21 protein-coding genes are annotated in these 22,907 nt (G+C 66.6%); 11 read left to right on the forward strand and 10 right to left on the reverse strand.

Annotated features, from left to right (window positions below; all coding sequences use genetic code 11):
* Positions 1–9 precede the first annotated feature (9 nt).
* The 4 genes from F793_RS0106240 to F793_RS0106255 form a co-directional block, all read right to left on the reverse strand.
* Positions 10–642 carry a thiol:disulfide interchange protein DsbA/DsbL gene (locus tag F793_RS0106240; RefSeq protein WP_018881768.1) on the reverse strand — a complete coding sequence of 211 codons (633 nt, stop codon included), beginning with the start codon at positions 640–642 and terminating at the stop codon, positions 10–12.
* Positions 643–1,815 carry a c-type cytochrome biogenesis protein CcsB gene (ccsB, locus tag F793_RS0106245; protein WP_018867700.1) on the reverse strand — a complete coding sequence of 391 codons (1,173 nt, stop codon included), beginning with the start codon at positions 1,813–1,815 and terminating at the stop codon, positions 643–645.
* 26 nt (positions 1,816–1,841) lie between these two features.
* Entirely contained in the window at positions 1,842–3,914 is a 2,073-nt protein-coding gene (locus F793_RS0106250) for a cytochrome c biogenesis protein ResB (RefSeq protein WP_018881767.1), read from the reverse strand.
* A gap of 263 nt (positions 3,915–4,177) precedes the next feature.
* Complete coding sequence (locus F793_RS0106255; protein WP_018867702.1) at positions 4,178–4,801, reverse strand: cytochrome c; 624 nt, start codon at positions 4,799–4,801, stop codon at positions 4,178–4,180.
* Between the two features lie 446 nt (positions 4,802–5,247).
* Between F793_RS0106255 and yihA the strand changes: the two genes are divergently transcribed.
* Complete coding sequence (yihA, locus tag F793_RS0106260; protein ID WP_018881741.1) at positions 5,248–5,880, forward strand: ribosome biogenesis GTP-binding protein YihA/YsxC; 633 nt, start codon at positions 5,248–5,250, stop codon at positions 5,878–5,880.
* Positions 5,881–6,137: 257 nt separating this feature from the next.
* Here the strand turns inward: yihA and F793_RS0106265 are convergent, their stop codons facing one another.
* From F793_RS0106265 to polA, 3 genes are read right to left on the reverse strand one after another with little or no spacing between them, the layout of a single operon-like run.
* Complete coding sequence (locus tag F793_RS0106265; protein ID WP_018867704.1) at positions 6,138–6,785, reverse strand: SCO family protein; 648 nt, start codon at positions 6,783–6,785, stop codon at positions 6,138–6,140.
* Between the two features lie 11 nt (positions 6,786–6,796).
* Complete coding sequence (locus F793_RS0106270) at positions 6,797–7,315, reverse strand: hypothetical protein (protein WP_018867705.1); 519 nt, start codon at positions 7,313–7,315, stop codon at positions 6,797–6,799.
* Positions 7,316–10,018 carry a DNA polymerase I gene (polA, locus tag F793_RS0106275; protein WP_018881740.1) on the reverse strand — a complete coding sequence of 901 codons (2,703 nt, stop codon included), beginning with the start codon at positions 10,016–10,018 and terminating at the stop codon, positions 7,316–7,318.
* 119 nt (positions 10,019–10,137) lie between these two features.
* Here polA and F793_RS0106280 point away from each other — a divergent pair, with 119 nt between their 5' ends.
* The 6 genes from F793_RS0106280 (at position 10,138) to ntrC (ending at position 15,598) form a co-directional block, all read left to right on the forward strand.
* Complete coding sequence (locus tag F793_RS0106280; RefSeq protein ID WP_018867707.1) at positions 10,138–10,863, forward strand: TIGR00730 family Rossman fold protein; 726 nt, start codon at positions 10,138–10,140, stop codon at positions 10,861–10,863.
* On the forward strand, positions 10,863–11,258 hold the full coding sequence (locus F793_RS0106285; protein ID WP_018881739.1) for a DUF2782 domain-containing protein: 396 nt from the start codon (positions 10,863–10,865) through the stop codon (positions 11,256–11,258). Before F793_RS0106280 ends, F793_RS0106285 begins: the two co-directional genes overlap by 1 nt.
* The gene (locus tag F793_RS0106290; RefSeq protein WP_018880910.1) at positions 11,252–12,112 is read left to right on the forward strand and encodes a hypothetical protein; all 861 of its coding nucleotides are present in this window, start codon (positions 11,252–11,254) and stop codon (positions 12,110–12,112) included. The genes F793_RS0106285 and F793_RS0106290 overlap by 7 nt, the downstream gene beginning before the upstream one ends.
* A gap of 111 nt (positions 12,113–12,223) precedes the next feature.
* Positions 12,224–12,880 (forward strand): DUF4124 domain-containing protein, encoded by a 657-nt coding sequence (locus tag F793_RS0106295; protein ID WP_018880909.1) that lies wholly within the window; start codon positions 12,224–12,226, stop codon positions 12,878–12,880.
* A 184-nt stretch (positions 12,881–13,064) separates the two neighbouring features.
* Complete coding sequence (gene glnL / locus F793_RS0106300; protein WP_018875920.1) at positions 13,065–14,162, forward strand: nitrogen regulation protein NR(II); 1,098 nt, start codon at positions 13,065–13,067, stop codon at positions 14,160–14,162.
* Complete coding sequence (gene ntrC / locus F793_RS0106305) at positions 14,162–15,598, forward strand: nitrogen regulation protein NR(I) (RefSeq protein WP_018875921.1); 1,437 nt, start codon at positions 14,162–14,164, stop codon at positions 15,596–15,598. Before glnL ends, ntrC begins: the two co-directional genes overlap by 1 nt.
* Positions 15,599–15,852: 254 nt before the next feature.
* On the opposite strand, the gene F793_RS0106310 is transcribed toward ntrC, so the two are convergent.
* Complete coding sequence (locus F793_RS0106310; protein WP_018881738.1) at positions 15,853–16,845, reverse strand: dihydroorotate dehydrogenase; 993 nt, start codon at positions 16,843–16,845, stop codon at positions 15,853–15,855.
* Between F793_RS0106310 and F793_RS0106315 the strand changes: the two genes are divergently transcribed.
* The 3 genes from F793_RS0106315 to F793_RS0106325 all read left to right on the forward strand — a co-directional run bounded on the left by F793_RS0106315 (position 16,844) and on the right by F793_RS0106325 (position 19,744).
* A complete protein-coding gene (locus F793_RS0106315; protein WP_018867714.1) occupies positions 16,844–17,308 on the forward strand; it encodes a tRNA (cytidine(34)-2'-O)-methyltransferase in 465 nt (154 codons plus the stop codon). The two genes, F793_RS0106310 and F793_RS0106315, sit on opposite strands and share 2 nt — an antisense overlap.
* Before the next feature lie 135 nt (positions 17,309–17,443).
* Entirely contained in the window at positions 17,444–18,316 is an 873-nt protein-coding gene (locus F793_RS0106320) for a dienelactone hydrolase family protein (RefSeq protein ID WP_018867715.1), read from the forward strand.
* A gap of 219 nt (positions 18,317–18,535) precedes the next feature.
* On the forward strand, positions 18,536–19,744 hold the full coding sequence (locus tag F793_RS0106325; protein WP_018867716.1) for a 6-phosphofructokinase: 1,209 nt from the start codon (positions 18,536–18,538) through the stop codon (positions 19,742–19,744).
* Positions 19,745–19,872: 128 nt separating this feature from the next.
* Here F793_RS0106325 and adk read toward each other — a convergent pair whose 3' ends face one another.
* Entirely contained in the window at positions 19,873–20,529 is a 657-nt protein-coding gene (adk, locus tag F793_RS0106330; protein ID WP_018877185.1) for an adenylate kinase, read from the reverse strand.
* Positions 20,530–20,680: 151 nt separating this feature from the next.
* Here adk and F793_RS0106335 point away from each other — a divergent pair, with 151 nt between their 5' ends.
* On the forward strand, positions 20,681–21,847 hold the full coding sequence (locus F793_RS0106335; RefSeq protein WP_018881737.1) for a hypothetical protein: 1,167 nt from the start codon (positions 20,681–20,683) through the stop codon (positions 21,845–21,847).
* A 69-nt stretch (positions 21,848–21,916) separates the two neighbouring features.
* Here F793_RS0106335 and F793_RS0106340 read toward each other — a convergent pair whose 3' ends face one another.
* On the reverse strand, positions 21,917–22,900 hold the full coding sequence (locus tag F793_RS0106340; RefSeq protein WP_018867719.1) for a DmsC/YnfH family molybdoenzyme membrane anchor subunit: 984 nt from the start codon (positions 22,898–22,900) through the stop codon (positions 21,917–21,919).
* Positions 22,901–22,907: the final 7 nt, after the last annotated feature.

Raw genomic sequence — 22,907 nt, forward strand, 5'->3', positions numbered from 1 at the left:
TGCCGCGCGCTAGCCGCGGGCACGTTCGATCAGGAAATCAGCAACTTCCAGCATCTCGTCGTGCCCGCCGGCCATGCTGGCGGAGACGATGGCCTCGCCGTTGATGACCAGGGTCGGCACGCCGCCAACGCCGTAGTCCTGCACGGCCTCGGTGGCCTCGACGATCCGGCGGCGGATCGCGTCGGAGCGCATGGTCTCGCGGAACTCGTCCGCATCCAGCCCCCGCTGGTTGATGAAGCGCAGGATCGCGCTTTCCGAGCGCATCTGGCGGCCCTGATCGTGGATCGCGTCATAGAACGCCTGGTGCACGTCGTCGAGCACGCCCAGTTTCTCGGCGGTGTAGAACACCCGCGCATGCAGCGCCCAGACGTCGTTCATCGGCGCCGGGAGGTACTCGAACTGCACGTCGTCGGCCAGGTTCGGCTTCCAGGCCTGGACCTTGGGCTCGAAGGCGTAGCAGTGCGGGCAGCCGTACCAGAACACCTCGACCACCTGGATCTTGCCGTCCTCCAGCCCGGTATCCAGCGGGGGCTGGATGGCGCGGTAGTGCTGGCCCTCGCGGAACTCGGCCGCGAGGCTGGTGCCGGTGGCGAGGAGCAGGCCGGCGCCGCCCACGGCGCCCATGAATTCACGACGCTTCATTTACAGCTCTCCGTAGGAATGCAGGCCGGACAGGAACATATTCACACCCAGGAAGGTGAAGGTCGTGACGAACAGCCCGATGATCGCCCACCAGGCCATGACCGGTCCGCGCCAGCCCTTGGTAAAGCGCATGTGCAGCCAGGCGGCGTAGGTCAGCCACAGGATCAGGCTCCAGGTCTCCTTCGGATCCCAGGTCCAGTAGCCGCCCCAGGCCTCGGCGGCCCACATCGCGCCGAGCACAGTGGCGATGGTGAAGAAGGCGAAGCCGATCGCGATGGCCTTGTACATCACGCTGTCCAGCGCTTCCTTGCTCGGGATGCGCTGGGTGAGGGCGGCGTCGGGCCGGGTGCGCTCGAGCCGATGCTTGACCAGATAGGCTACCCCCAGCATCGCGGCGATGGCGAAGCCGCCGTAGCCGACAAAGTTGGTAGGCACGTGGATCTTCATCCACCAGCTGTTCAGAGCGGGCACCAGCGGCTCGATCTCGTGTGCCTGGCGGTCCCACATGTACCACAGCAGGAAGGTGACGGATGCGGCGATCACCAGCATGACGAACGCACCCATGGTGCGCTGGCCGGTGCGGCTCTCGTAGTAGAGGTACATCAGCGTGGTCAGGGCGGCCAGCAGGATGAAGACCTCGTACAGGTTGGCGACGGGGATATAGCCCCAGGTCGGATCGGTCAGGTAGATCTCGCGCCAGCGCACCAGCAGGGCCATCAGCCCGGCCCCGGCACCGATCCAGGCGAACGCGCCGCCGACGCGGGTGGGGAAGTCGGAGCGGCTGAACAGCCCGGTGACGTACGCGACGGTGGAGAGGTACAGGAAGACGCTCATCCACATGACACCGGCCTGGCCCGAACCGACGTAGTTCAGCCAGAAGTTGGTGCTCCCGCGGGCGAGGTCGTCGCCGTACATCCAGATACCGAACAGTGCGAGGACCCCGACAATGATCGAGAAGGCCTGCCACGGGCGCCAGAACCAGCCCATCCAGGCACTCAGGCCGACTGCCAGGATCAGGCCGCCGGTGTCGTAGCGGTCCATCATGTGGCCGTATTGCCAGAAGGCGATCAGGCCGACGGCGATCGTCAGGGCGATGTACGCCCAGTCGCGCGGCTGGATGCGCCGGAAGATGCCGGGCCGTTCGAAATCCAGGGCCTCGTGGGGGACTGACATGGGGTGCTCCTCCGACTGCTTAGCTTTTAGTCGTTTTTGTTGTTGGACTCATGGGTGCCGTCGCTGGCGCCATCGACCGGCTTCTGATCGATGATCCACCTCTTAAGATGCGCGAAACGTTCCTCGAATTCCACCTGGTGGCGGTTGCTCGTGCCGGCCATCACCACGTGAGTGCCTTCGCCGTTCTCGCTCCGCCGTGCCATGATCCACAGGCGCTGATAGGACACGTAGAAGAGGAAGAAGATCCCGACGATCAGCATCACGCTGCCGGTGTAGACGGTGCTCTGGCCGGGGGCGCGTGCGATCTGCAGGCCGGACGCCTCACGGTGTTCGAAATCCTTCAGGTGGAAGAAGAACGGCGACTGATACAGGCTGATCGCGTTGATTGCCGAGATCGTATCTTCCAGGAAACGCTGCTCTTCTTCCTGGATCGAGACTACACCCTCGTCCTGCAGGACCTCCATGTAAAGCCCCTGGAGGCCGGCGTGCAGGATGCGGATCATCAGGTCGCGCACCTCGTCGATGCGCTCGCCCGGTACGCGCCGTTCGATCTCGTTGTTGACGGCCATGTAGCCGCCCTCGGCGAACAGCCCCATCAGCTCGGCCGTCGTGCGGGCGATGGCCTGGGTCTGCTCGTTGGGCACCGTCTCGTCATCGCGCGCCACCTGGCGGGCGATCTCGTTGCGCACCTCGGGGTTGTGCAGCATGGCCAGGTAGGTGCGGAAGCGTTCCAGCGAGTCGTCTGCGTCCGCCGGCAGGAACAGGTAGTGGAACTCGTCCGCCGGGCTTTCGCGCACGCCGCTGAGGAAGTACATCGCCCCTTCCTGCAGGGCCGGACGCTGGTAGTTGCGGTAGTGCAGGCCGTGGCCGGTGCGGTCCATCAGGCGGAAATCGAAGCTCGGGCCCATATGGCGGTTCTCGCGCTCGCCCTCTTCGTTGAGCAGCGGAACCACGTTCTCCAGCTGGAAGTTGGTGAACTCGATTGTCCGGGTGTCGCCGTCCGGCGTCGGGATCTCCACCTCCCGGAACACACGACCCGGCACCTCGAGCTCGCGCAGGGCCTCGGCGCCGAGCGGGATGGCGTCGATATCCAGGCGGGTGCCGCCGTCGGCGAAGCTCGCCTGGTAGATCGCGAAGCCGTTGTAGATCAACGGGTGGTTGACCGAGATGGTGTGTCGCAGTGGCTCGTCGCGGTTCGGGTCATGGATGATCAGGTCCGACTCGTAGGAGCTTTCGGCACCGGTGGAGAAGCGTTCGATCCGGAACTCCTCCAGTTCGATGCGGAAGGGCAGCTCCTGCACGAAGTAGCCTTCGCGCATCGGCAGGAACACCACATTCGCCGATGCACCCTCGGGGATCTCCACCGAGCCACGGAAGGATGGGTTCCAGTCCGGTATCCAGGCCGAACTCGGGACCTCGGAGATCGGTACGCTGCGGGTCTCGACCTCGAGATTCCCCAGCCACTCGTTGACCTTCAGCAGGGTCGTGCCGTCGGCCAGGGCCCCCACGCAGATCACCACGATGCCGACATGGGTCAGCAGGTAGCCCATGCGGTTCCAGCGCCCGCGCATGGCAGCGATCACGGTCTGTCCGTCGTGGTTCTTCTCGCGCGCCTTGAAACCCTGTGCCTTCAGCACCCGGTGGGCGTGCTGGATGAACTCCTCCGGCGACTGGTCGAGATCCCCGGTGGCGCTGGAATGGAACGAGCGCAGGGACTTTTCCTTGACTTGCGTGTTGTAGCGGCGCAGGTCCTTCAGCAGCCCGGGGGTCTGGCGATAGACGCAGAAGGAGGTCGAGATGACCAGGAAGGCCACCACCAGCAGGAACCAGGTCGCGGAATACACCTGATACAGGCCCATCCCGGCAAAGATCTCGTGCCAGAAAGGCCCGTAGTCCATCAGATACTCGGTGTACGGTTCGTTCTGCACCAGGACGGTGCCGATGACCGAGGCGATCGCGAGGGCCACCAGGAGGGTGATCGCCAGGCTCATCGAGCCCATGAAATCGACCAGTATGCGGCTGCGCCGCGGCTTGCGCGCGGCCTTCTGGCGGGATGCGGGGGCCGGGCCGGCGGTGGCGGCCTGATCGTTATTCGACATGCTGAAACCTGCTTTAGCCTGACGGACTATGCGAAGCAACCCGACAGGGGTTCAATTTCCAAGACAAACTGCGCGGGCGTTGCACGAGCAGAAGGTGGACCGATGATCCGCCGGGGAGTTCGCGCGCCCCACCATGACGCCCCTGTACAGGATTGCATTCCAACTGGGTGCGTTTTTCTGCGCCCACAAAAAAGGGGCGGCCAAGGCCGCCCCTTCCCTGGGTCGCTTCGCCGCCACTCCTGCGCGGCGTACCCGAAGCCGAATCAGTTGCTCGGCTGCAGGCCGGCCATATACTGGGACACGGCCTCGATGTCTTCATCGGACATGTTGCGCACCACATTGCGCATCATGCGGCCATTGTCGTTGGCGCGCTCGCCGCTGCGGAAGTAGCGCAGCTGATCCGCGCTGTACTGCGCGTGCTGGCTGGCGACGGCCGGGAACATGGCTTCCGGGTTGCCGTTGCCGTTCGGGCCGTGGCAGGCAATGCAGGCGGCGACGTTCTGCGACGGGATGCCGCCGCGGTAGATCTGCTCGCCCCGTTCGACCACCGATTCGTCGGCGGTGCCGGCGCTGATTTCCTGCTCGGCATAGAAGGCCGCCAGGTCGCGCATGTCCTGCTCGTCCAGGTTGGCCACTTGGCCCAGCATCAGGCTGTTCTCGCGGCGCTCGGACTTGTAGTCCTGCAGCTGCTTCACGGTGTACTTGGCGTGCTGGCCGGCCAGCTTGGGCCATTCCGGGTTCACGCTGTTGCCATCCGCCTGGTGGCAGGCCGCGCAGGCTTGGGACAGTTCCTGGCCGCGCTGGGGATCGCCCGCCTGGGCTGCCGACAGCGGGAGCAGCAGGGATACGGACAGGGCAGCAAAGAGAGCGGAAAGCTTGTGGTTCATGACGGAGAATCTCCTGCTTGTAAATGCGTGCCGGGTCGCGACCCGTTCCTTGTGCCCCATCGTAGGGCGATCAACATAAGGGGCGCAGTTTATAGCACAATGCTAATTTGTGCTCAAAAATAAACCGAGTCCGGCACTCGGCCAAGGGAAACACTGATGAATGTACACGCTCGCGTTGGCACCCCAGGTTTTCCGAGACAAGGCGCGTCGCGCAGCGGGTAGTGGTTCTACCCGCAAGCGGCGCAACGCAGGATCGGGGAACCTGGGGTGCCAACCCCACAAGCCATTGAAAGCAGGGGCTCGGCCGCTTTTGCGTGCGCCCGGCGTTGCGGCTCGCTTATGTAGCTCGGCTACACTTCACTCACCGCGCCTTGTTCGCACGCAAAAGCGACTCGAGCGCGAGCGTGTACATTCATCAGTGTTTCCCTAGGACGCTCTCTCGCCCCATGGAACCCCGATTTCGCGAAACTGACTTCCTGCGTGGCGTGGCGCAGATTGCCCAGCTCCCGGCCGACACGGGCGTCGAGATCGCCTTTGCCGGGCGCTCCAACGCCGGCAAGTCCAGCGCCCTGAACGCCTTGTGCGGGCGCAAGGCGCTGGCGCGGGTGGGCCGCACCCCCGGGCGCACCCAGGAGATCAATCTTTTCCGTCTGCCGCCCGCCGAGCACTGGCGGCTCGTCGACCTGCCGGGCTACGGCTACGCCAAGGTGTCGGCCGGCAAGCGCGCCGAATGGGATCAGCTTCTGGGTGGCTATCTGCAGACGCGCCAGTGCCTGGTGGGGCTGGTGCTGATCATGGACATCCGCCGGCCGCTGACCGAGCTGGATCGCCAGCTCCTGGACTGGGTGCCTCTGGAGCGCTGCCACTTGCACTGCCTGCTGACCAAGGCGGACAAGCTCTCGCGCCAGGAGGCCGATCGCCAGTTGCGCAAGGCGCATGGCGAGCTGGAGGCCATGGGCGTCGAGGCGACGTTGCAGACCTTCTCCTCGCTGAAGAACCAGGGTGTCGACGACCTGCGCGGCCTGCTGGGTGGCTGGCTGGCCGAGCATGATACGGAGTCGGCTCCCGCGAACGGTTGAGGCCCGTTTCTACCCGACGGCTGAGCGCAAACACGAAACGCAGACAAAAAGAAGCCCCGGCCTTGGGGTGGGACCGGGGCTAATTTCGGCCTCTACAGGGGGGAGAGAGGCCTATTGCCCGCTCAGGGAGAGAAGCGGGCCGCGCTGGGCTAGAGCGCTCAGTAAGTGAGAAAGCACTGCGCGGGCAAAGTTCCTGCCGCGTGCCTCTCGATTGCGAATTTTTTCACAGAATCCATCGTTGCCGTCCGGGGTGTGGCTCAGTTGGCTGTCCCGGTGGCCTCCGCATGGGTTCGCAGGCCCTCCACCAGTTCGGCGGCGGGTGTCCCGTGCGGGTAGATCTGCAGCAAGTCGCCTTCCGGGCCGACCAGGTAGGTGGACGAGCTGTGATCGACCACGTAGCCCATGGCCGAGTCGATCTCGGTGCGTTCGTAGAATACGCCGTAGCGTTCCGTGATCGGCTGCAGCTCTTCGTGGGACCCGGTCGCCGCCTGGATGGCCGGGTGGAAGTGCCCCACATAGGTCTCCAGGCGCTCGCGGTCATCACGTTCCGGGTCGACGCTTACCAGTACCGCCGCGACCTCGCCCTCCAGCTCGGGCGGCAGGCGGTCCAGCGCGGCGCTGATCCAGCCCAGGCTGGTCGGGCAGGCATCCGGGCAGGCGGTGTAGCCGAAGTAGACCCAGACGTATTGCCCTTCCAGGTCCGCCAGCCGGAACCGCTCGCCCGTGGTGGAAACGGGCAGTTCGATCGGCCCGCCGGATACCGCATCGGCCACCGGCAGGCGTTCGTGGTCGGCCCCCTGGGACACGGGGGGTGGTGCCGGGCGGAGCATCACGAAGACGAGCAGGGCGCCGGCCGCCAGCACGGCCAGCGCCCAGAGCAGGCTGCTCAGCGGGATACGCTGCATGTCGGTTCTCCTCAGGGGTTGTCGCTGTGGCTGCGACGGGTGACAAAACGAAACTGGACCCGGGCTGCATCCGCATCGCCCGCGGGCATCACGGTGGCGGCCCAGGTCATGGCCTCGGTGGTGCAGATAGGCAGTGTCGTCTCGCCGACGTAGCGCCCGTCGCCGGTATGTTCCAGCCGCGGGCGCTGGAAGCCCATGTACATCTCCACCCCGGCCAGATCCAGCTCCAGGGCCTCGGGTTCGCCGAGGTTGCCCCGGGCCGCCGGGTCCAGCTCCAGGGTCAGCTCAAGTGGTTGCAGCATCGGCACGGGGCGTGGCGTGATCGCCAGGGCCAGCGTACCGCCCGCCGGATGGTCGGCGCTGCAGGGCCCCGCGTTCAGGTCGCAGTCCTCCGGCTGGACGATGGTGATCCCGCCGGAACCGCCGGTGTCCAGGTAGCGTTCGGCCAGCACCCAGGCGGTCGCCAGCAACAGGACCGCGACCAGCCATGGGGCGAGCCGGTTGAACCCCTTGGCCAGTGAATCCGACATCTAGTGTGCGTCGTCCCAGTTGGCGCCGGTGCCGACATCTACCACCAGCTCCACGTCGAGCTCGGCGGCCCCGCTCATGGCCTGGCGCACGAGCGTGGTCAGGTCCTCCACGGCCGCATCGGCCACCTCGAACACCAGTTCGTCGTGGACCTGCATGATCATGCGTGCCTCGATTTTCGCCGAGGCGAGGTCATCGGCGACCCGTACCATCGCGCGCTTGATGATGTCGGCGGCGGTACCCTGCATCGGGGCGTTGATGGCGACACGCTCGGACTGCTGGCGTCGCGCCCCGTTGCGGCTGTTGATCTCCGGCAGGTACAGGCGGCGGCCGAACAGGGTCTCGACATAGCCGTTCTCGCGCCCGGAGGCGCGCGCGCGTTCCATGTAGTCGTGCACGCCGGGATAGCGATTGAAGTAGCGGTCGATGTACTCGCGCGCCTCGCCCTGCTCGATGCCGAGGTTGCGCGCCAGCCCCCAGGCGGACATGCCGTAGATCAGGCCGAAGTTGATCGCCTTGGCCGCGCGGCGCTGCTCGCCGGAGACCTGCTCCGGGTCCGCCCCGAAGACCTCGGCGGCGGTCGCGCGGTGGATGTCCTGACCCTCGGCAAAGGCCTTCAGCAGGCCGGCGTCCTGCGACAGGTGGGCCATGATGCGCAGCTCGATCTGCGAGTAGTCGGCCGCCAGCAACTGGTGGCCCTCATCCGCGATGAACGCGCGGCGGATGCGGCGGCCGGCCTCGGTGCGCACCGGGATGTTCTGCAGGTTCGGCTCCGAGGACGACAGCCGCCCGGTGGCTGCCCCCGCCTGGTGGTAGGAGGTGTGCACCCGCCCGGTCTCCGGGTGGATGCGCCGTGGCAGGGTCTCGGTGTAGGTGCTGCGCAGCTTGGACAGACCGCGGTGTTCGAGGATCAGGCGCGGCAGGGGGTAGTCGTCCGCCATCTGCTCCAGCACGTCTTCGGCGGTGGAGGGCTGGCCCTTGGGGGTGCGCCGCAGCACCGGCAGGCCCAGGCGCTCGAACAGGATCTCCTGGATCTGCTTGGGCGAGCCGAGGTTGAACTCGCCGCCGGCCTCCTCGAAGGCCTCGCGCTCGATGCGCTCCATCTCGGCCAGCAGCTCCTGGCTCTGCTCGCCGAGCCGATCCGGGTCCACCTTTACGCCCACGCGTTCGATATCCGCCAGCACCGGGACCAGCGGCATCTCGATCTCGCGGTAGACGAACGCGGGGCCTTCAGCCTCTTGCAGGCGCGGCTGGAACACCGCATCCAGCTGAAGGCAGATGTCGGCATCCTCGCCGGCGTAATCGGTGGCGATGCCGATATCCACCTCGGCGAACGGGATCTGCTTCGCGCCCTTGCCGGCCACGTCCTCGTAATGCGTGGTCTGGTAGTCCAGGTGGCGCTCGGCCAGGGAGTCGAGGTCGTGGCGGTTGGCGCCGGCGTCCAGGCAGAACGACTCGAGCAGGGTGTCGTCGACGATGCCGCGCAGGGTGATGCCGTGATTGCCCAGCACGTTGCGGTCGTACTTCAGGTGGTGGCCCAGCTTGCCGTGGTCCTCGGATTCCAGCCACGGCTTCAGACGTTCCAGCGTCTCCGCGCGCGGCAGCTGCGGGTCGGCATCCGGCCCGGTGTGGGCCAGCGGCAGGTAGTACGCGGTCCCCGGCTCGAAGGCGAAGGACATGCCGACGATCTCGGCGCGCATCGCATCCAGGCTGGTGGTCTCGGTATCGAAGGCGACCCGCTCGGCCTGGTCCAGACGCTCCAGCAGCTCGGCCAGTTCGGCCTCCTCGCGCAACGTGCGGTAGTCGCCCTTCGCCTGCGCCGAGCCCGGATTGCCGCCGGCGGCCTCGTCCTCGCTGCCCTCCAGCTCCGCGCGCCAGCGGGTGAAGCCGTAGCGGCGCACCATCTCCAGCAGGCGCTCGTGATCCGGCTCGCGGATGTTGAGGTCGTCGGGGCCGACGTCCAGTTCGACATCGCGCTTGACCGTGATCAGCTCGCGCGAGGTGGGCAGGCGCTCGGCCGCGGCGCGCAGGTTCTCGCCGATCTTGCCGCCGATGTCGTCGGCCTGTTCCAGGATGTTGTCGAGGTCACCGTACTTCGCGATCCACTTGGCCGCGGTCTTGGGGCCGACCTTGTCCACGCCCGGGATGTTGTCGACGCTGTCGCCCATCAGCGCGAGGTAGTCGACGATCTGCTCCGGGGCCACGCCGAATTTCTCCTGCACGCCCTCGGGGTCCAGCGTGACCCCGCTCATGGTGTTGACCAGCGTGATGCGGTCATTCACCAGCTGCGCGAGATCCTTGTCGCCGGTGGAGATCACCACGTCGTGCCCGGCTGCGGCGGCCTGGTCGGCCAGGGTCGCGATCACGTCGTCGGCCTCCACGCCCTCGACGCACAAAAGCGGCAAGCCCATCGCCCGCACCAGCTCGTGCAATGGCTCGATCTGGGCGGCCAGCTCTTCCGGCATCGGCGGGCGGGTGGCCTTGTATTCCGGATAGATGTCGTCGCGGAAGGTCTTGCCCTTGGCGTCGAACACCACCGCCATGTGTTCCGGGCCGTAGTCCGCGCGCAGCTTGCGCAGCATGTTGGCCACACCAATCATCGCCCCGGTCGGGGCGCCATCCGGCGCGGTCAGCGGCGGCAGCGCATGGAAGGCGCGGAACAGGTACGACGAGCCGTCGACCAGGACAAGAGGCGCTTGCGACATGAAGGTGGAATCCGGACAGGGAACGCGCGCCATTCTACAGGCCCGGCCCGGGCCGCGACCATTTGTGCGCGCCCGGGGGCGCCGGTACGCTGAAGCCTTCACCCTTGGGAACCCGCTGCATGAACAACCGCGAACGTGCCGAACACCCGGGCCTGCGCCCGATCGATGACTCCGCCCTGACCCGCGAGAGCTGGAAGATCTTCCAGATCATGGCGGAGTTCGTGGAGGGCTTCGAACGCCTGGCGCATATCAAGCCCTCGGTGAGCATCTTCGGCTCCGCCCGCTTCCCGCCGGAGCATCGCTACTACCAGCTGGGCGAGGCAACCGCGCGGCAGCTCTCGGACGCCGGTTTCGCGGTGGTCAGCGGCGGCGGTCCGGGCATCATGGAGGCGGCCAACAAGGGGGCGTTCGCCGGGCGCTCGCCGAGCATCGGCCTGAATATCCAGTTGCCGCACGAGCAGAGTGCGAACGATTACCAGGACGTGGGCCTGGGGTTTCGTCACTTCTTTTCGCGCAAGGTGATGTTCGTCAAGTACGCCTCGGCCTACGTGGTGCTGCCCGGGGGCTTCGGGACGCTGGACGAGCTGGCGGAGATCCTGACCCTGGTGCAGACCGGCAAAACCCGGCGCATCCCGGTCGTGCTGGTGGGCAGCGAATTCTGGAAGGGCCTGCTCGACTGGTTCCGGGATACGCTCGTGGAGCAGGGCACCATTGACGAGGAAGACCTCCAGCTATACTCGCTGGTAGATTCACCGGAAGACGTGGTGGACGTGATCTTCGAGTACTACGAGGCGCGCAGCTTCGAGCCGTCCGCGGAAGAAAAGAAACGACTGATGGAACTGTGATGATGACCTCGATGCGTGCGAGCCTGCCCCTGTCGCTGCTGGCGGCCCTGCTGCTGGTTTCCGGCACGGCGCTGGCGCAGGAAGACCGCGAGTGGGGGGATGCCCCGCCGCCGCCGGAGTTTGAAGAGGGCGCGGATCCGCCGCCCCCGGTGCTGGATGAACGCGCCCGCGAACAGCGCTCGCTGGAGGACGCCGACATCATCATCATCGAGCGCGACGGCGAGACCCGGCGCGAATACCGCATGGGTGGCGAGCTGGTGATGGTCGAGGTCACGCCCGCCGTGGGCCCGACCTACTACCTGATCGACACCACGGGCGACGGCACGCTGGACGGCCGTCGCAACGAGCTCGACCCCAACTTCGTACCCCCTTCCTGGGTGATTTTCCGATGGTAGAGAACGAATCCGAGACCCGGGCCTGCGCCGACGCGACCGGCTTGGCCCTGACCCATGGCCCGAGCGGCCTCGAACTGGATGGCCGGCCGGTGCAGTGTCTGCGCCTGGCAGCCGCCGTGGCCCCGGCGCTCGAATCCGCGCTCGGCGAGGTACCTGGCGGCTGCGGTCGCGTGATCGGCCGGGGTGCGGATCCCGATTCTGGTGAGGTCCTGCTGGTGCTGGAGCGCGGTCAGGCGCCGCAGGGCGCGGTTGCGGCCGAGGGGCCCGGCAGTCTGGAGGCCCTGGGCGAGCGCGCCGCCGACTGGCAGGGGCGTCACACGGCCGGGGCCTTGCCCGTCGGCGAGGGCTACCGGCGCGGGGTGCTGCAGCAGCAGATGCGCGAGCGCGCCGATGCGATGGCGTCCACGCTGGATGCCGAGTCCCGGGCGATCCTGGACGCCGAGCTGCACCACCAGGGGCTCTACCGTTTCGAGGACCTGCCGCTGGCGGGAAGCTACTGGCAGTCCGTGCGCATCTACCCGGAAGGTGCCGGTCTTGCCGATCTGGTGATCCCGCCCGCGCCGGTACCGGCCTTCTGGCAGCTCGCGCGCATCGCCCTGGCGCTCGCCGTGGACGCCTCCGGACAGCCGGATGCCGATCGGTACCGGGCCGTGCTGGCCGGGTTCAATGCCCGGCGGCCACTGACTGCAATCGAACGCGGGGCGGCGCCCACGATGCTCCGCCTGGCTGCGCTGGATGACTGGCTGTCCGCGCTGGAGTCGGGAACGGCCGCGGCGGCCGAGCGGGATCGCCTCGCGACCCTGCAGGCCGATGCGGCGCGGCTGCAGGGCGTCTGGGTTCGCGCGGCCGCCTGATCCCGGCTGGCCCGTGCCGGTGGCGCGGGAGCTTCCGGGCTTGTGGTGGTCCGAACGTACACGGGAGGCAGGGTGGTGGTGCCGCGCCATCCCGCCCAAGGAGGAAGACCCATGTTCCGAACCACGCTCTGGCTGGCCTTGTCGCTGGCTGTCCTTCTCGCCCCGGCGCTTGCGAGTGCCGACGTCTACCGCTGGACCGACGATCAGGGCAATGTCCATTTTGGCGACCGCCCGCCCGAGGGGCGCGCCAGCGAGCCCGTGGACGTGCGCGAGCCCATGCGCGCGGTCCCGCTGGAAGGTGCGCGGGAGATTCTCGAGCGGCCCGTGCGGCCCCGCGGTCAGCCGGAGGCGGAGGGTGCGTACACGCGGGTCGCAATTGCCCGTCCGGAGGATGGTTCGGGGGTGCGGGCGAACGACGGCAATGTGAGTGCCGAGCTGGATCTCGAGCCAGCGCTGGATGCCGACGCCGGCCATCGCGTGATCTGGGTGCTGAACGGCGAGGAGGCGGGCGAGGGCCAGTCGCCCACGGCGACCTTCGAGGGGCTGAACCGCGGCGAGCATACGCTGCAGGCCCGGATCGTGGACGCATCCGGCGAGGAGCTGGGGGCGAGCGCGACCATCGAGTTCAACGTGTTGCGGATGGCCATTCCGCGCGAGCAGCAACAGCAGCAGCGGCCGCAGCAATTCCCGCCCGGGGGTGCGCCGCAGGCGCCCAGGGCCCCGCAGGCACCCAGGGCGCCCCAGCCGGTGACGCCGGCCCCGAACTGATAACCTCGATCTCTGCACTGAAATAGTGCGACCAAAGCCCCATGATGGTGCTATAATTGCACCATCATGGGGCGTTTTAGGTTCTGGGGGGTGGCGATTCGGCTGCGTTTTGTGACCGTGCCCCCGGCTTCGGCGCCCCGCCGGGCGATTCCCGCTTGGCGCGATTCCTGCTTGAGGCCTCTTGATGACCACGCCCGCTTCCAATTCCGGCCCGGCCACCCCGCCCTGGTGGGACGACCTCTCCACGGCCGTGCTGGTGACCGATGCCGAGCTTTGCCTGCTGAGCATGAACAGCGCCGCCGAGGTGCTGCTCGGTCTCAGTCGCGAACGCATCGTCGGGCATGGTCTGGGCCAGTGGCTCAAGCTGGACCGGAATCTGTCCAGCCGCCTGCGCTCGGCGCTGACGCTGGATCAGCCGATCACCCTGCGCGCGCGCCAGATGGAGCCGCTGCGGGCCGAAAGTTTCCTCGCCGACGTGGTCATCACCCCGCTCCGTGGCGAGGGCGACAAGCCGGGGCAGTTGCTGTTCGAGCTGAATGCGATCGATCGCCACGAGCGCATCAGCCGCGAGGAGCAGTTACAGAAGCAGCAGGCGATCACCCGCGCGGTGACCCGGGGGCTGGCCCACGAGATCAAGAACCCGCTGGGCGGACTGCGGGGGGCGGCGCAGTTGCTTGCCAGCGAACTGGACGACTCGGGCCTGAAGGAATACACCCAGATCATCATTCGCGAGGCCGACCGGCTGCGCAGCCTGGTCGATCGCATGCTGGGGCCGAACAACCTGCCGCGGCGCGAGCCCGTCAACCTGCACGAGGTGCTGGAGCACGTGCGGGGCCTGGTCAGTGTGCAGCTGCCGCTGGGGCTGAAGATCCGCGGCGACTATGACCCCAGCATCCCGGACGTGCAGGCCGATCGCGACATGCTGGTGCAGGCGATCCTGAATCTGGTGCAGAACGCGGTGCATGCGCTGGAGGACGGGGGCGAGATCACCCTGAGCTCGCGCATCCTGCGCCAGTACACCATCTCCGGCCATCGCCACCGCCTGGTCGCCAAGCTGAGCGTGCGCGACAACGGGCCCGGTATCCCGGAGGAGATCCGCGAACGCATCTTCTTCCCCATGGTGACCGGCCGCGCCGCCGGGACCGGGCTCGGGTTGCCCATTGCCCAGAGCCTGATCCAGCTGCACGACGGTCTGATCGAATGCCATTCGCGCCCGGGGGCGACCACGTTCGACATCCTGCTGCCCCTTGAACCCCCGAAGGCCCGGGAGGCCAGGAAGTGATGGAGCCCACTGTCTGGATCATTGACGACGACGACTCGATTCGCTGGGTGCTGGAGCGTGCCCTCCAGCGTCACGCGATCGCGGTGCGCGGCTTCGAGACCGCGGACGCCGCCTGGGCGGCGCTCGACCGGGACCCGGTGCCGGACACCATCGTCGCCGATATCCGCATGCCGGGCCTGAATGGCCTGGACTTCCTCGCGCGCATGCAGACGCGCCCCGATCCGCCGCCGGTGATCATCATGACGGCCTTCTCCGATCTGGAGAGCGCCGTGGGCGCCTACCAGACCGGGGCCTTCGAGTACCTGCCCAAGCCGTTCGATGTGGACGAGGCCGTGGCTCTGGTGCAGCGGGCACTGGAGGCGCGGCGCGCCGGGCAGGACAACGGCACCGCTGGCCCCGAGATCGAGGAAACCCCGATCATCGGCGAGGCCCCGGCGATGCAGGAGATGTTCCGCGCCATCGGCCGCCTGTCGCGCAGCAACATCACCGTGCTGATCAACGGGGAGTCGGGCACCGGCAAGGAACTGGTCGCCCGTGCCCTGCACCAGCACAGCCCGCGCGCCGATCAGCCGCTGATTGCCCTGAATACCGCGGCCATCCCCAAGGATCTGCTGGAGAGTGAACTCTTCGGCCACGAACGTGGTGCGTTTACTGGCGCCAACCAGAGCCGCAAGGGCCGTTTCGAACAGGCCGATGGTGGCACGTTGTTTCTCGACGAGATCGGCGACATGCCGTTCGACCTGCAGACCCGGCTGCTGCGCGTGCTGTCCGATGGCACCTTCTACCGCGTGGGTGGCCATACGCCGATCCGGGTGGACGTGCGCATCATCGCCGCGACCCACCAGGATCTGGAGGAACGCGTGCGCGCGGGGCTGTTCCGCGAGGATCTGTTCCACCGTCTGAACGTGATCCGGATCCATGTGCCGTCCCTGCGCGAGCGCCCGGAGGACATCCCGCTGCTGGTGCAGCATTTCATGGCCGAGGTGGCGCAGGAACTGGGGGTCGAAGCCAAGACCATGCGCCCCGAGGTGGTGGCGGAGCTGCAGCGCCTGCCCTGGCCGGGCAACGTGCGTCAGCTGGAGAACACCTGCCGCTGGCTGACCGTGATGGCGTCGGGCCGCGAGGTCCACCTGGACGACCTCCCGGCCGAGCTGCACCAGCCCGCCGAGCCCCGGACCGAGCCGGACGGTGGTCCGGCCGGCGTGGTCGCCGGCCCGCGGGACTGGACGGCCGAACTGGCCCAGGTGGCCCGCCAGCACTGGCAGCGTGGAGACCAGGACCTGCTGGGTTCGGTGCTGCCGCAACTGGAGCGCACGGTGATCCGCGAGGCCCTGAACGCCACCGGCGGCCACCGCCAGCAGGCGGCGGCCCTGCTCGGCTGGGGGCGCAACACCCTCACCCGCAAGATCCACGAACTCGGCCTCGACGACGACTAGGCTGATTTCACCACGAAGCCCACGAAGGCACGAAGAACGGCCAGGTCAAAAGCGGTTCACAGGAAGAAGGGAAGATGGGAAGGGTTTTTGGGTAAAGGCCGCTGGCCCGTGTCCTGGGGCCTGCCCGGCGGGTTGATCAGTCCCGGGGCACCATTCCCGCATTCTTCCGTCCTTCCCATCTTCCTGTTAATGCTCTATCGCTTTTGACCTGGCCGTTCTTCGTGCCTTCGTGTGCTTCGTGGTGAAACAGGCCTTCAGGTGGTGGGGTCCTGCGGGGCGGGCGGGGCGCAGGCGAAGACGGCGCCGTTGAGTTGCAGGGTGCCGGTCAGGTCGCGTACGTGGGTGTAGCCGTGGCGGTCCATGTAGTCGCTGATGCCGTGGAGGATCCTGGGCAGGCACAGCGGGTCGTAGAACAGCCCGGTGCCCACGCCGACGGTGCTGGCCCCGGCGATCAGGAATTCCAGCGCGTCGGTGGCGTTCATCACGCCGCCCTGTCCGATGATCGGCACGTTGTGGGGCGCGGCCACCTGATAGACCTGCTGGACCTTCAGCAGCGCGATCGGCTTGATCGCGGGCCCCGAGAGTCCGCCCTGGTTGTTGCCAATCACTGCGCGCCGGTTCTCGACGTCCACCGCCATGCCCATCAGCGTGTTGATCACCGCAAAAGCATCGGTGCCGGCCTCGATGCAGCGGCGGGCGTTTTCGGCGATGTCGGTCTGGTTGGGCGAAAGCTTGGTGATCAGCGGCTTGGAGGTGACCTTGCGGCAGGCCTCGACCACGCGCGCGGACATGTCCGGGTCGTTGCCGAAGGCGACGCCGCCTTCCTTTACATTGGGGCAGGAGATGTTGATCTCGATGGCGTCGATGGGCGAGTCGTCGAAGCGGCGGGTGACCTCGATGTACTCCTCGATGGTGGAGCCGGAGACATTGGCAAAGAAGCGGGTCTCCTCGAAGTCCAGCTGCGGCAGGGTGTGGTCCACCACGTGGTCCACGCCCGGGTTCTGCAGGCCGATGGCGTTGAGCATGCCGTCCGGGGTCTCGTAGACCCGGTGCGGCGCGTTGCCCAGACGGGCCTGGCCGGTGGTGCCCTTCAGGCAGATCGCACCGGCGTCGCGATTGGAGAAGCCGGCCACGCGGGTGTACTCCTCGCCGAAGCCGACGCAGCCGGACAGCAGCACCAGCGGCGTGTTCAAATGCAGCCCGCAGAACTCCAGGGCCAGCCGCGGATCGGTGCGCGAATCACTCATGCTTCACATCGTCCTCTTTCAACCGGAGATCCCGCCGAACACCGGCAACATCATTCGTCTGGCAGCCAATACCGGCGCTGCGCTGCACCTGATCCATCCGCTCGGCTTCGAGCTGGACAGTGCGCGGGCGCGCCGCGCCGGGCTCGATTATCACGAGCTGGCCCGGGTGCAAGAGTATGACAGCCTCGAACAGTGGCGGGAATCGGTGCGGCCCGACCGGGTCTTCGCCATCACCACGCGCGGCCACGCCCGCTATGATGCGCCGGCCTTCCGCGCTGGCGATGCCCTGTTGTTTGGCCCCGAGACCCGCGGTCTTCCCCACTCGGTGCTCGAAGCCCTGCCTCCCGGGCAGCGCTTGCGCCTGCCCATGCAGCCCGGCAGCCGCAGCCTGAATCTCTCCAACGCAGTCGCCGTGGTCGTCTACGAGGCTTGGCGCCAGCTCGGGTTTTCCGGCGGAGACTAGGAGTCTGTCGGATCTGGGCGATCTGCTGCGCCCCCCGGCAGGGCCTCGCCATTTGCACTACCCTCGGAAGAAAGCCCGCGAGCGGCCCGTCTCCCTGTGACGGCCCTGTCCACATTGATCCGCACGAGGTTCCCGATGGTTTCTGTACTGCGTCCTCTCCTGTTCCTGGCGGCTGCCAGCCTGTTCGTAGCGCCGCTGGCGGCCGATGAACCCACCGGTTCCGACAACTGGTGGTGGGATGACGACTGGTGGGAAGACGGCGTGATGTATTCCGATCTGGAGAACCACGAGGTCACCATTGAACGCATCGAATACCAGCGCGACGGCATCGACATCCCGGCGATGGTGGCAAGACCGGCCGATGGCGAGGCCTATCCGGCGATCCTCTGGACCCACGGCCGGCGCGGCCTGGACGACCTGGCCGAACTGCACGTGAAGCGCCTGGCCGCCCGCGGCTTCGTGGTGCTGGCGCCGGACCTGTACACCGGCCGCTTCATGGAGAGCCACCCGCTGGATCATGACTACGAGCTGGAAGGCGATCTGAACAGCGGGCTGGATGTCCTGCTGGCGCGTGACGACATCGCGGGCGACCGTGCCTGCCTGGTCTCCATCACTCGTGGCGGCTACAAGACCCTGAAGGTCGCCGTCACCTTCGAGCGCCAGGTCGAGGATGTCGCCTGCTGGGCCGGCTACTACCCGCACCTGCAGGACCCGAATCTGGGCGAGCCGCACCAGGTGTACCGCTACGCCAACGAGGTCAATCAGCTCGAGATCCCGATGATGATCCTGATCGGCGACGAGGAGCAGTACCAGCGCCACCGTACCGCGCGCATGGCCGCGGATGGACTGGAGAGCCGCGGCGGTGATGTCACCTGGATCGAATATCCCGGTGTGGGTCGCGGCTTCGACTTCCGCAACGGCAATAACCGCACCTTCGCCGATGACCTCGCCTCGCGCGACGCGATGATTCGGGTCACGCACTTCGTCAATCAGCACCTGCGCGACTGAGTTCTGCCTTGCCCCCTGCCAGGGGGCACAACTGACGCTTATGCAGGTAGGCCCGCCGGGCTGTGCGCCATTAAATAAGTTTCTGATAATACAATTAAACAATTCCGTACACAGGGTGCGGAATTTGCTATCTTCGGGCTTTGTTGCATCGAGATGCCCCGGTCGCTATGCGGCCGGTTCACCGATGGTTCGCACGCAAGTCGCAAAAGGAGGACGAAGATGGCCAAGGTTCTGATCGCCCAGGGTGGAGGCCCGACGGCGGTAATCAATCAATCCATGGTGGGTGCGGTCCTCGAGGCCCGGAAATTCACCGACGTCGAACTGGTCTACGGGGCCTTCCACGGGGTCCGCGGGATCATCGACGAGGAATTCCTGGACCTGACCCAGGAGACCACCCATAACCTGGAGATGGTCGCGCAGACGCCCTCGTCCGCCCTGGGGTCCACGCGCGACAAGCCGGACCTTGACTACTGCAAGGAGATCTTCAAGGTCCTGAAGGCCCACGAGATCACCTACTTCTTCTATATCGGCGGCAACGACTCCTCCGACACGGTCCGCATCGTCAGCGAGGAGGCGCGCAAGGCCAACTATCCGATGCGCTGCGTGCACATCCCGAAGACGATCGACAACGACCTGGTGGAGAACGACCACACGCCGGGTTTCCCGTCGGCGGCACGGTTCGTGGCGCAGGCCTTTATTGGTGCCAACCTCGACAACTACGCCCTGCCGGGGATCTATCTGGCGGTGGTCATGGGGCGTCATGCCGGTTTTCTCACCGCGGCCTCCGCGCTCGGCAAGAAATTCCCGGATGACGGGCCGCACCTGATCTACGTGCCGGAGCGGGTGTTCGAGGTCGACCAGTTCCTGAAGGATGTGAAGGCCACCATGGATCGCCACGGCCGTTGTGTGATCGCGGTCAGCGAGGGCATCCACGATGCCAACGATGAACCCATCGCGACCAAGCTGGCGAAGGATGTCGAGAAGGATGCCCATGGCAACGTCCAGCTCTCCGGTACCGGGGCGCTGGCGGACATGCTGTGTGGCGAGATTCGCGACAAGCTGGGGGTGAAGCGGGTGCGTGGCGACACCTTCGGCTATCTGCAGCGGGCCTTTATTGGCTGTGTTTCGGATGTCGACCAGCGCGAAGCCCGCGAGGTGGGCGAGAAGGCTGTGCAGTTCGCGATGTGGGAAGGTCGCGACGGTTCGGTGGCGATCAAGCGCACCGGCTTTTACTCGGTGGACTACGAGTATGTGCCGCTGGAGGCGGTCGCCGGCAAGACCAAGGTGATGCCGGACGAGTTCATCGATGCCTCGGGCACCGATGTGACCGATGCCTTCCGCATGTACCTGCGGCCCCTGCTGGGTTCCGGTATGCCGGATGCCTACCGGCTGCGGCAGAACAAGGTGACCAAAGTCCTGGGGCGCTAGTCGCGGCCCGCTCGGCAGCAAAGGGGGCTGGCCGGTTGGCTGGTCCCCGAATCGAAAAGGCCCGCCCGGTGCTCCGGGCGGGCCTTTTTACCTCGTGGGAGGCACTTTCCGGGCCTTCCGCGAGATCGTCAGCCCAGAGCCTTGAAGATCTGGTCGCGGATGTCTTCCACCGACCCCGTCCCCTTGATGTGGACGTACTGCGGCGCCGACGGGTCATCGCTGTCCGCCCACTTCGAGTAGAACTCGACCAGCGGCTGGGTCTGGCTGTGATAGGCCTCCAGGCGCTTGCGCACCGTCTCTTCGTTGTCGTCCTCGCGCTGGATCAGGTCCTCGCCGGTGACGTCGTCCTTGCCCTCGACCTTCGGCGGGTTGAACTCGACGTGGTAGGTGCGACCGGAGCCCGGGTGCACCCGCCGCCCGCTCATGCGCCGGATCACCTCTTCGTCCGGGACATCCACCTCCACGACAAAGTCGAGCGGCACGTTCTGTTCCTTCAGGGCCTCGGCCTGCGGGATGGTGCGCGGAAAGCCGTCGAACAGGAAGCCGGTGTCGCAGCAATCGGGCTGCTCCACGCGTTCCTTCACCAGACCCAGGATGATGTCGTCGGAGACCAGGCCGCCTGCATCCATGACCTCCTTGGCCTTCATGCCCAGTGGGGTGCCTGCGTTCACCGCCGCGCGCAGCATGTCGCCGGTAGAGATCTGCGGGATGTTGTACTTCTCGCAGATGTACTGGGCTTGCGTGCCCTTGCCGGCGCCGGGCGCCCCCAACAGAATCAGTCGCATGCTCTCGCTCCTCTGAGGAGTGGGTGGTTGTGCTATGGTCGCGGCAGACACTCCCGAGCCGCGCAAGTTACAGTACAGGCATTGTGGTTGTAGGTACAAGTCCGCCCGCGCCGCCCTGGCATCGCCCCCCTGCAAGGAGTCACTGACCGTCATGCAAGCCGGCCCCCGCGAGATCACCACGCCGTTTCGGCCCATCCCCCTGGACATCCCGGAGGGCATGAAACCCAACGAATTCTTCAACAGCACCGAAAACCTGGCGGACCTGGTCCACAACAACGGGCTGCTGGTGAATCCGGAAAACCTGCTGCTCTATCGCAAGGCGCTGGGGCACAGCAACGAGTTCGACTGTTCCATCATCTACAACACCTCGCAGACCATCCTCGACCCGATGGGCCGCCCGGTGCGGCGCACCCAGGTGCCGGAGCCGGTGCGGCATGTCTGGAACCGGATGAACGGGGTGATCATCGAGTACATGCTGGAGCAGTACCCGGACCCGGCCGAGGCCCTGGTGCTGGCGGGCGAGGCCAGCCTGGACGCGACGTGGCCGCTGACCGCGCCGGGGGTGCCCAGCATCCGCATGCTGCACAACCATTTCATCGTCTTTCCGAAGTCGGAACTGGCCGATGCGCCGCTGGCGGATCCGGGCAACCCCAATCTGACTGATGGCGGTCAGCACAGCCTGTTCCAGGCCTATATGCGCGATGTCTACCGGGCGTTCTTTACCCGGGCCCTGGATCTGCAGATCCTGCGCCCGGCGTCCGATCACGAGGCGCGCCTCGGGTTGACCGGCTACCCGCATGGGCTGCCGAGCTGGGAGATCCAGGGCGGGGTCGAGGCGCTGAAGGACATCCGCTTCTGGCGCGAATACGACGCCGTCCTGCAGGGCTTTCTGGACTTCTACCGCACCTTTTTCTCGCAGGTCTCCACCCGCAATGCCCCGATTCCCGAGGGCGTGCACTTTCCCGATGCGGTGGAGGAGGTCCTGCTGTTCAACAATGACTTCCTGAAGACCGCCAAGAAGGTACGCGACCGTTGCTTTACCGATGCCAAGTACGCCCATGCCATTCGCTGGCAGCCGGCCTTCAAGCAGCTGATCTACCGCAATGACGAGGGCCGGCTGATCGTGACGATCAGCCAGAACTCGATCGGTAACGCGATCACCGAACTGCTGGGGGTGGTGGTTAACCGGGTGCCGGACGCGGAGGCCTACGAGCGCGTCGAACCGGCCCTGGTCGAGAAGCTGCTGGAGGTGCGTCGCCGCCTGGTAGAGGTCGATCTGGGGGAAGGCATCGCGACGGAGGGCTGGCCTGCCACCTGAGCGGTCTGTTTGAAACAGGGCCCGTAGTGGGGGTGGACGGGGGGCGGCCAGGCCGCCCCCCGACCGGGGTCAGGCGACCGACTGGTAGTAGATGTTCTGCGGGTGGTTGGCCTGGGCGAAGAAGAACCAGCGCTCGGCCACCAGTCCCAGGTACTGGATGACAAACGCGGCGATCAGCACATTGACCGGGTCGACCCGGGTGACCAGGGCGATCAGGAGCAGGAGCGCCGGGATCGCGAACGCCCCCAGCAGGAAGATCCACTTCATCCCGCGCAGGAACGTCGCGGACATGTGGTGAAAGAACTCCCGGGTGTTGAACGAACCGCCCATGAAGCCCTGGGACTTCTGCTGGATCTTCGGGTGCTTCACGCCGATCGCGGTCTGCACCGTGGATTTCGACTTGATACGGGCGTTGCGCACCAGCGATGCGATGCGGGTGGCCAGGCCCAGCAGCGTCAGCACGATCGCCACCGTCGCCAGGAACGCGACCAGCGGGACACCGGCCCAGGCCGCATAGGCAGCCGCCAGCGTGAAGCCGTTGGCAGCGCCCAGCACGGTGTAGTTCACCACGGTCAGCGGGGAGTGCCATTCCTGCAGGAACTTGATGCAGGCGTAGATCATCGCGGTCGTGACATACAGAACGATCGCCAGCAGCGCGCCGATGGCACCGAGCACGACGGTCGGCAGGATGGGGACGTCCCCGGCCAGCGTGCCCAGAGGCGGGTTGAACCCGAACGCGTGGGCCGCGCCGTACAGGAAGACCACGCCCATGAACGCCGGGAGCACGATTACCTCGCGCGACAGCCACGAGGTGCGCCACTTGGTGGCGGTGCGCCAGGCGCGTTCCGGGCGCCCCAGGTGGAAGAACGAGGCGACCAGCCCGAGGACCAGAAAGACCAGGGCGAGTGCGGAGCCCAGCGCCAGGAAGTCCGAACCGGGCGGCGGCAGCACGCCCAGAAGACTGAGAGACTCGGCACCGAACAGACCGAGAAACAGGCCCTGGCCGGCGCCGATCAGGGTGGTGAGAAAGATAACCGAGAAGGCTGGATGCATAGTGTCT

This window comes from Thioalkalivibrio sp. ALE22, from assembly GCF_000381445.1.
Lineage (GTDB): Bacteria > Pseudomonadota > Gammaproteobacteria > Ectothiorhodospirales > Ectothiorhodospiraceae > Thioalkalivibrio.

Excerpts from the sequence above, each read along its gene's own strand:
- F793_RS0106290 (WP_018880910.1), top strand. The coding sequence starts at position 11,252 with ATGGTAGAGAACGAATCCGAGACCCGGGCCTGCGCCGACGCGACCGGC.
- glnL (WP_018875920.1), top strand. The coding sequence starts at position 13,065 with ATGACCACGCCCGCTTCCAATTCCGGCCCGGCCACCCCGCCCTGGTGG.
- ccsB (WP_018867700.1), bottom strand. The coding sequence starts at position 1,815 with ATGTCAGTCCCCCACGAGGCCCTGGATTTCGAACGGCCCGGCATCTTC.
- F793_RS0106255 (WP_018867702.1), bottom strand. The coding sequence starts at position 4,801 with ATGAACCACAAGCTTTCCGCTCTCTTTGCTGCCCTGTCCGTATCCCTG.
- F793_RS0106310 (WP_018881738.1), bottom strand. The coding sequence starts at position 16,845 with ATGAGTGATTCGCGCACCGATCCGCGGCTGGCCCTGGAGTTCTGCGGG.
- adk (WP_018877185.1), bottom strand. The coding sequence starts at position 20,529 with ATGCGACTGATTCTGTTGGGGGCGCCCGGCGCCGGCAAGGGCACGCAA.
- F793_RS0106335 (WP_018881737.1), top strand. The coding sequence starts at position 20,681 with ATGCAAGCCGGCCCCCGCGAGATCACCACGCCGTTTCGGCCCATCCCC.
- F793_RS0106250 (WP_018881767.1), bottom strand. The coding sequence starts at position 3,914 with ATGTCGAATAACGATCAGGCCGCCACCGCCGGCCCGGCCCCCGCATCC.
- yihA (WP_018881741.1), top strand. The coding sequence starts at position 5,248 with ATGGAACCCCGATTTCGCGAAACTGACTTCCTGCGTGGCGTGGCGCAG.
- F793_RS0106315 (WP_018867714.1), top strand. The coding sequence starts at position 16,844 with ATGCTTCACATCGTCCTCTTTCAACCGGAGATCCCGCCGAACACCGGC.
- F793_RS0106295 (WP_018880909.1), top strand. The coding sequence starts at position 12,224 with ATGTTCCGAACCACGCTCTGGCTGGCCTTGTCGCTGGCTGTCCTTCTC.
- F793_RS0106280 (WP_018867707.1), top strand. The coding sequence starts at position 10,138 with ATGAACAACCGCGAACGTGCCGAACACCCGGGCCTGCGCCCGATCGAT.
- F793_RS0106265 (WP_018867704.1), bottom strand. The coding sequence starts at position 6,785 with ATGCAGCGTATCCCGCTGAGCAGCCTGCTCTGGGCGCTGGCCGTGCTG.
- ntrC (WP_018875921.1), top strand. The coding sequence starts at position 14,162 with ATGGAGCCCACTGTCTGGATCATTGACGACGACGACTCGATTCGCTGG.
- F793_RS0106285 (WP_018881739.1), top strand. The coding sequence starts at position 10,863 with ATGATGACCTCGATGCGTGCGAGCCTGCCCCTGTCGCTGCTGGCGGCC.
- F793_RS0106340 (WP_018867719.1), bottom strand. The coding sequence starts at position 22,900 with ATGCATCCAGCCTTCTCGGTTATCTTTCTCACCACCCTGATCGGCGCC.
- F793_RS0106270 (WP_018867705.1), bottom strand. The coding sequence starts at position 7,315 with ATGTCGGATTCACTGGCCAAGGGGTTCAACCGGCTCGCCCCATGGCTG.
- F793_RS0106240 (WP_018881768.1), bottom strand. The coding sequence starts at position 642 with ATGAAGCGTCGTGAATTCATGGGCGCCGTGGGCGGCGCCGGCCTGCTC.
- polA (WP_018881740.1), bottom strand. The coding sequence starts at position 10,018 with ATGTCGCAAGCGCCTCTTGTCCTGGTCGACGGCTCGTCGTACCTGTTC.
- F793_RS0106325 (WP_018867716.1), top strand. The coding sequence starts at position 18,536 with ATGGCCAAGGTTCTGATCGCCCAGGGTGGAGGCCCGACGGCGGTAATC.
- F793_RS0106320 (WP_018867715.1), top strand. The coding sequence starts at position 17,444 with ATGGTTTCTGTACTGCGTCCTCTCCTGTTCCTGGCGGCTGCCAGCCTG.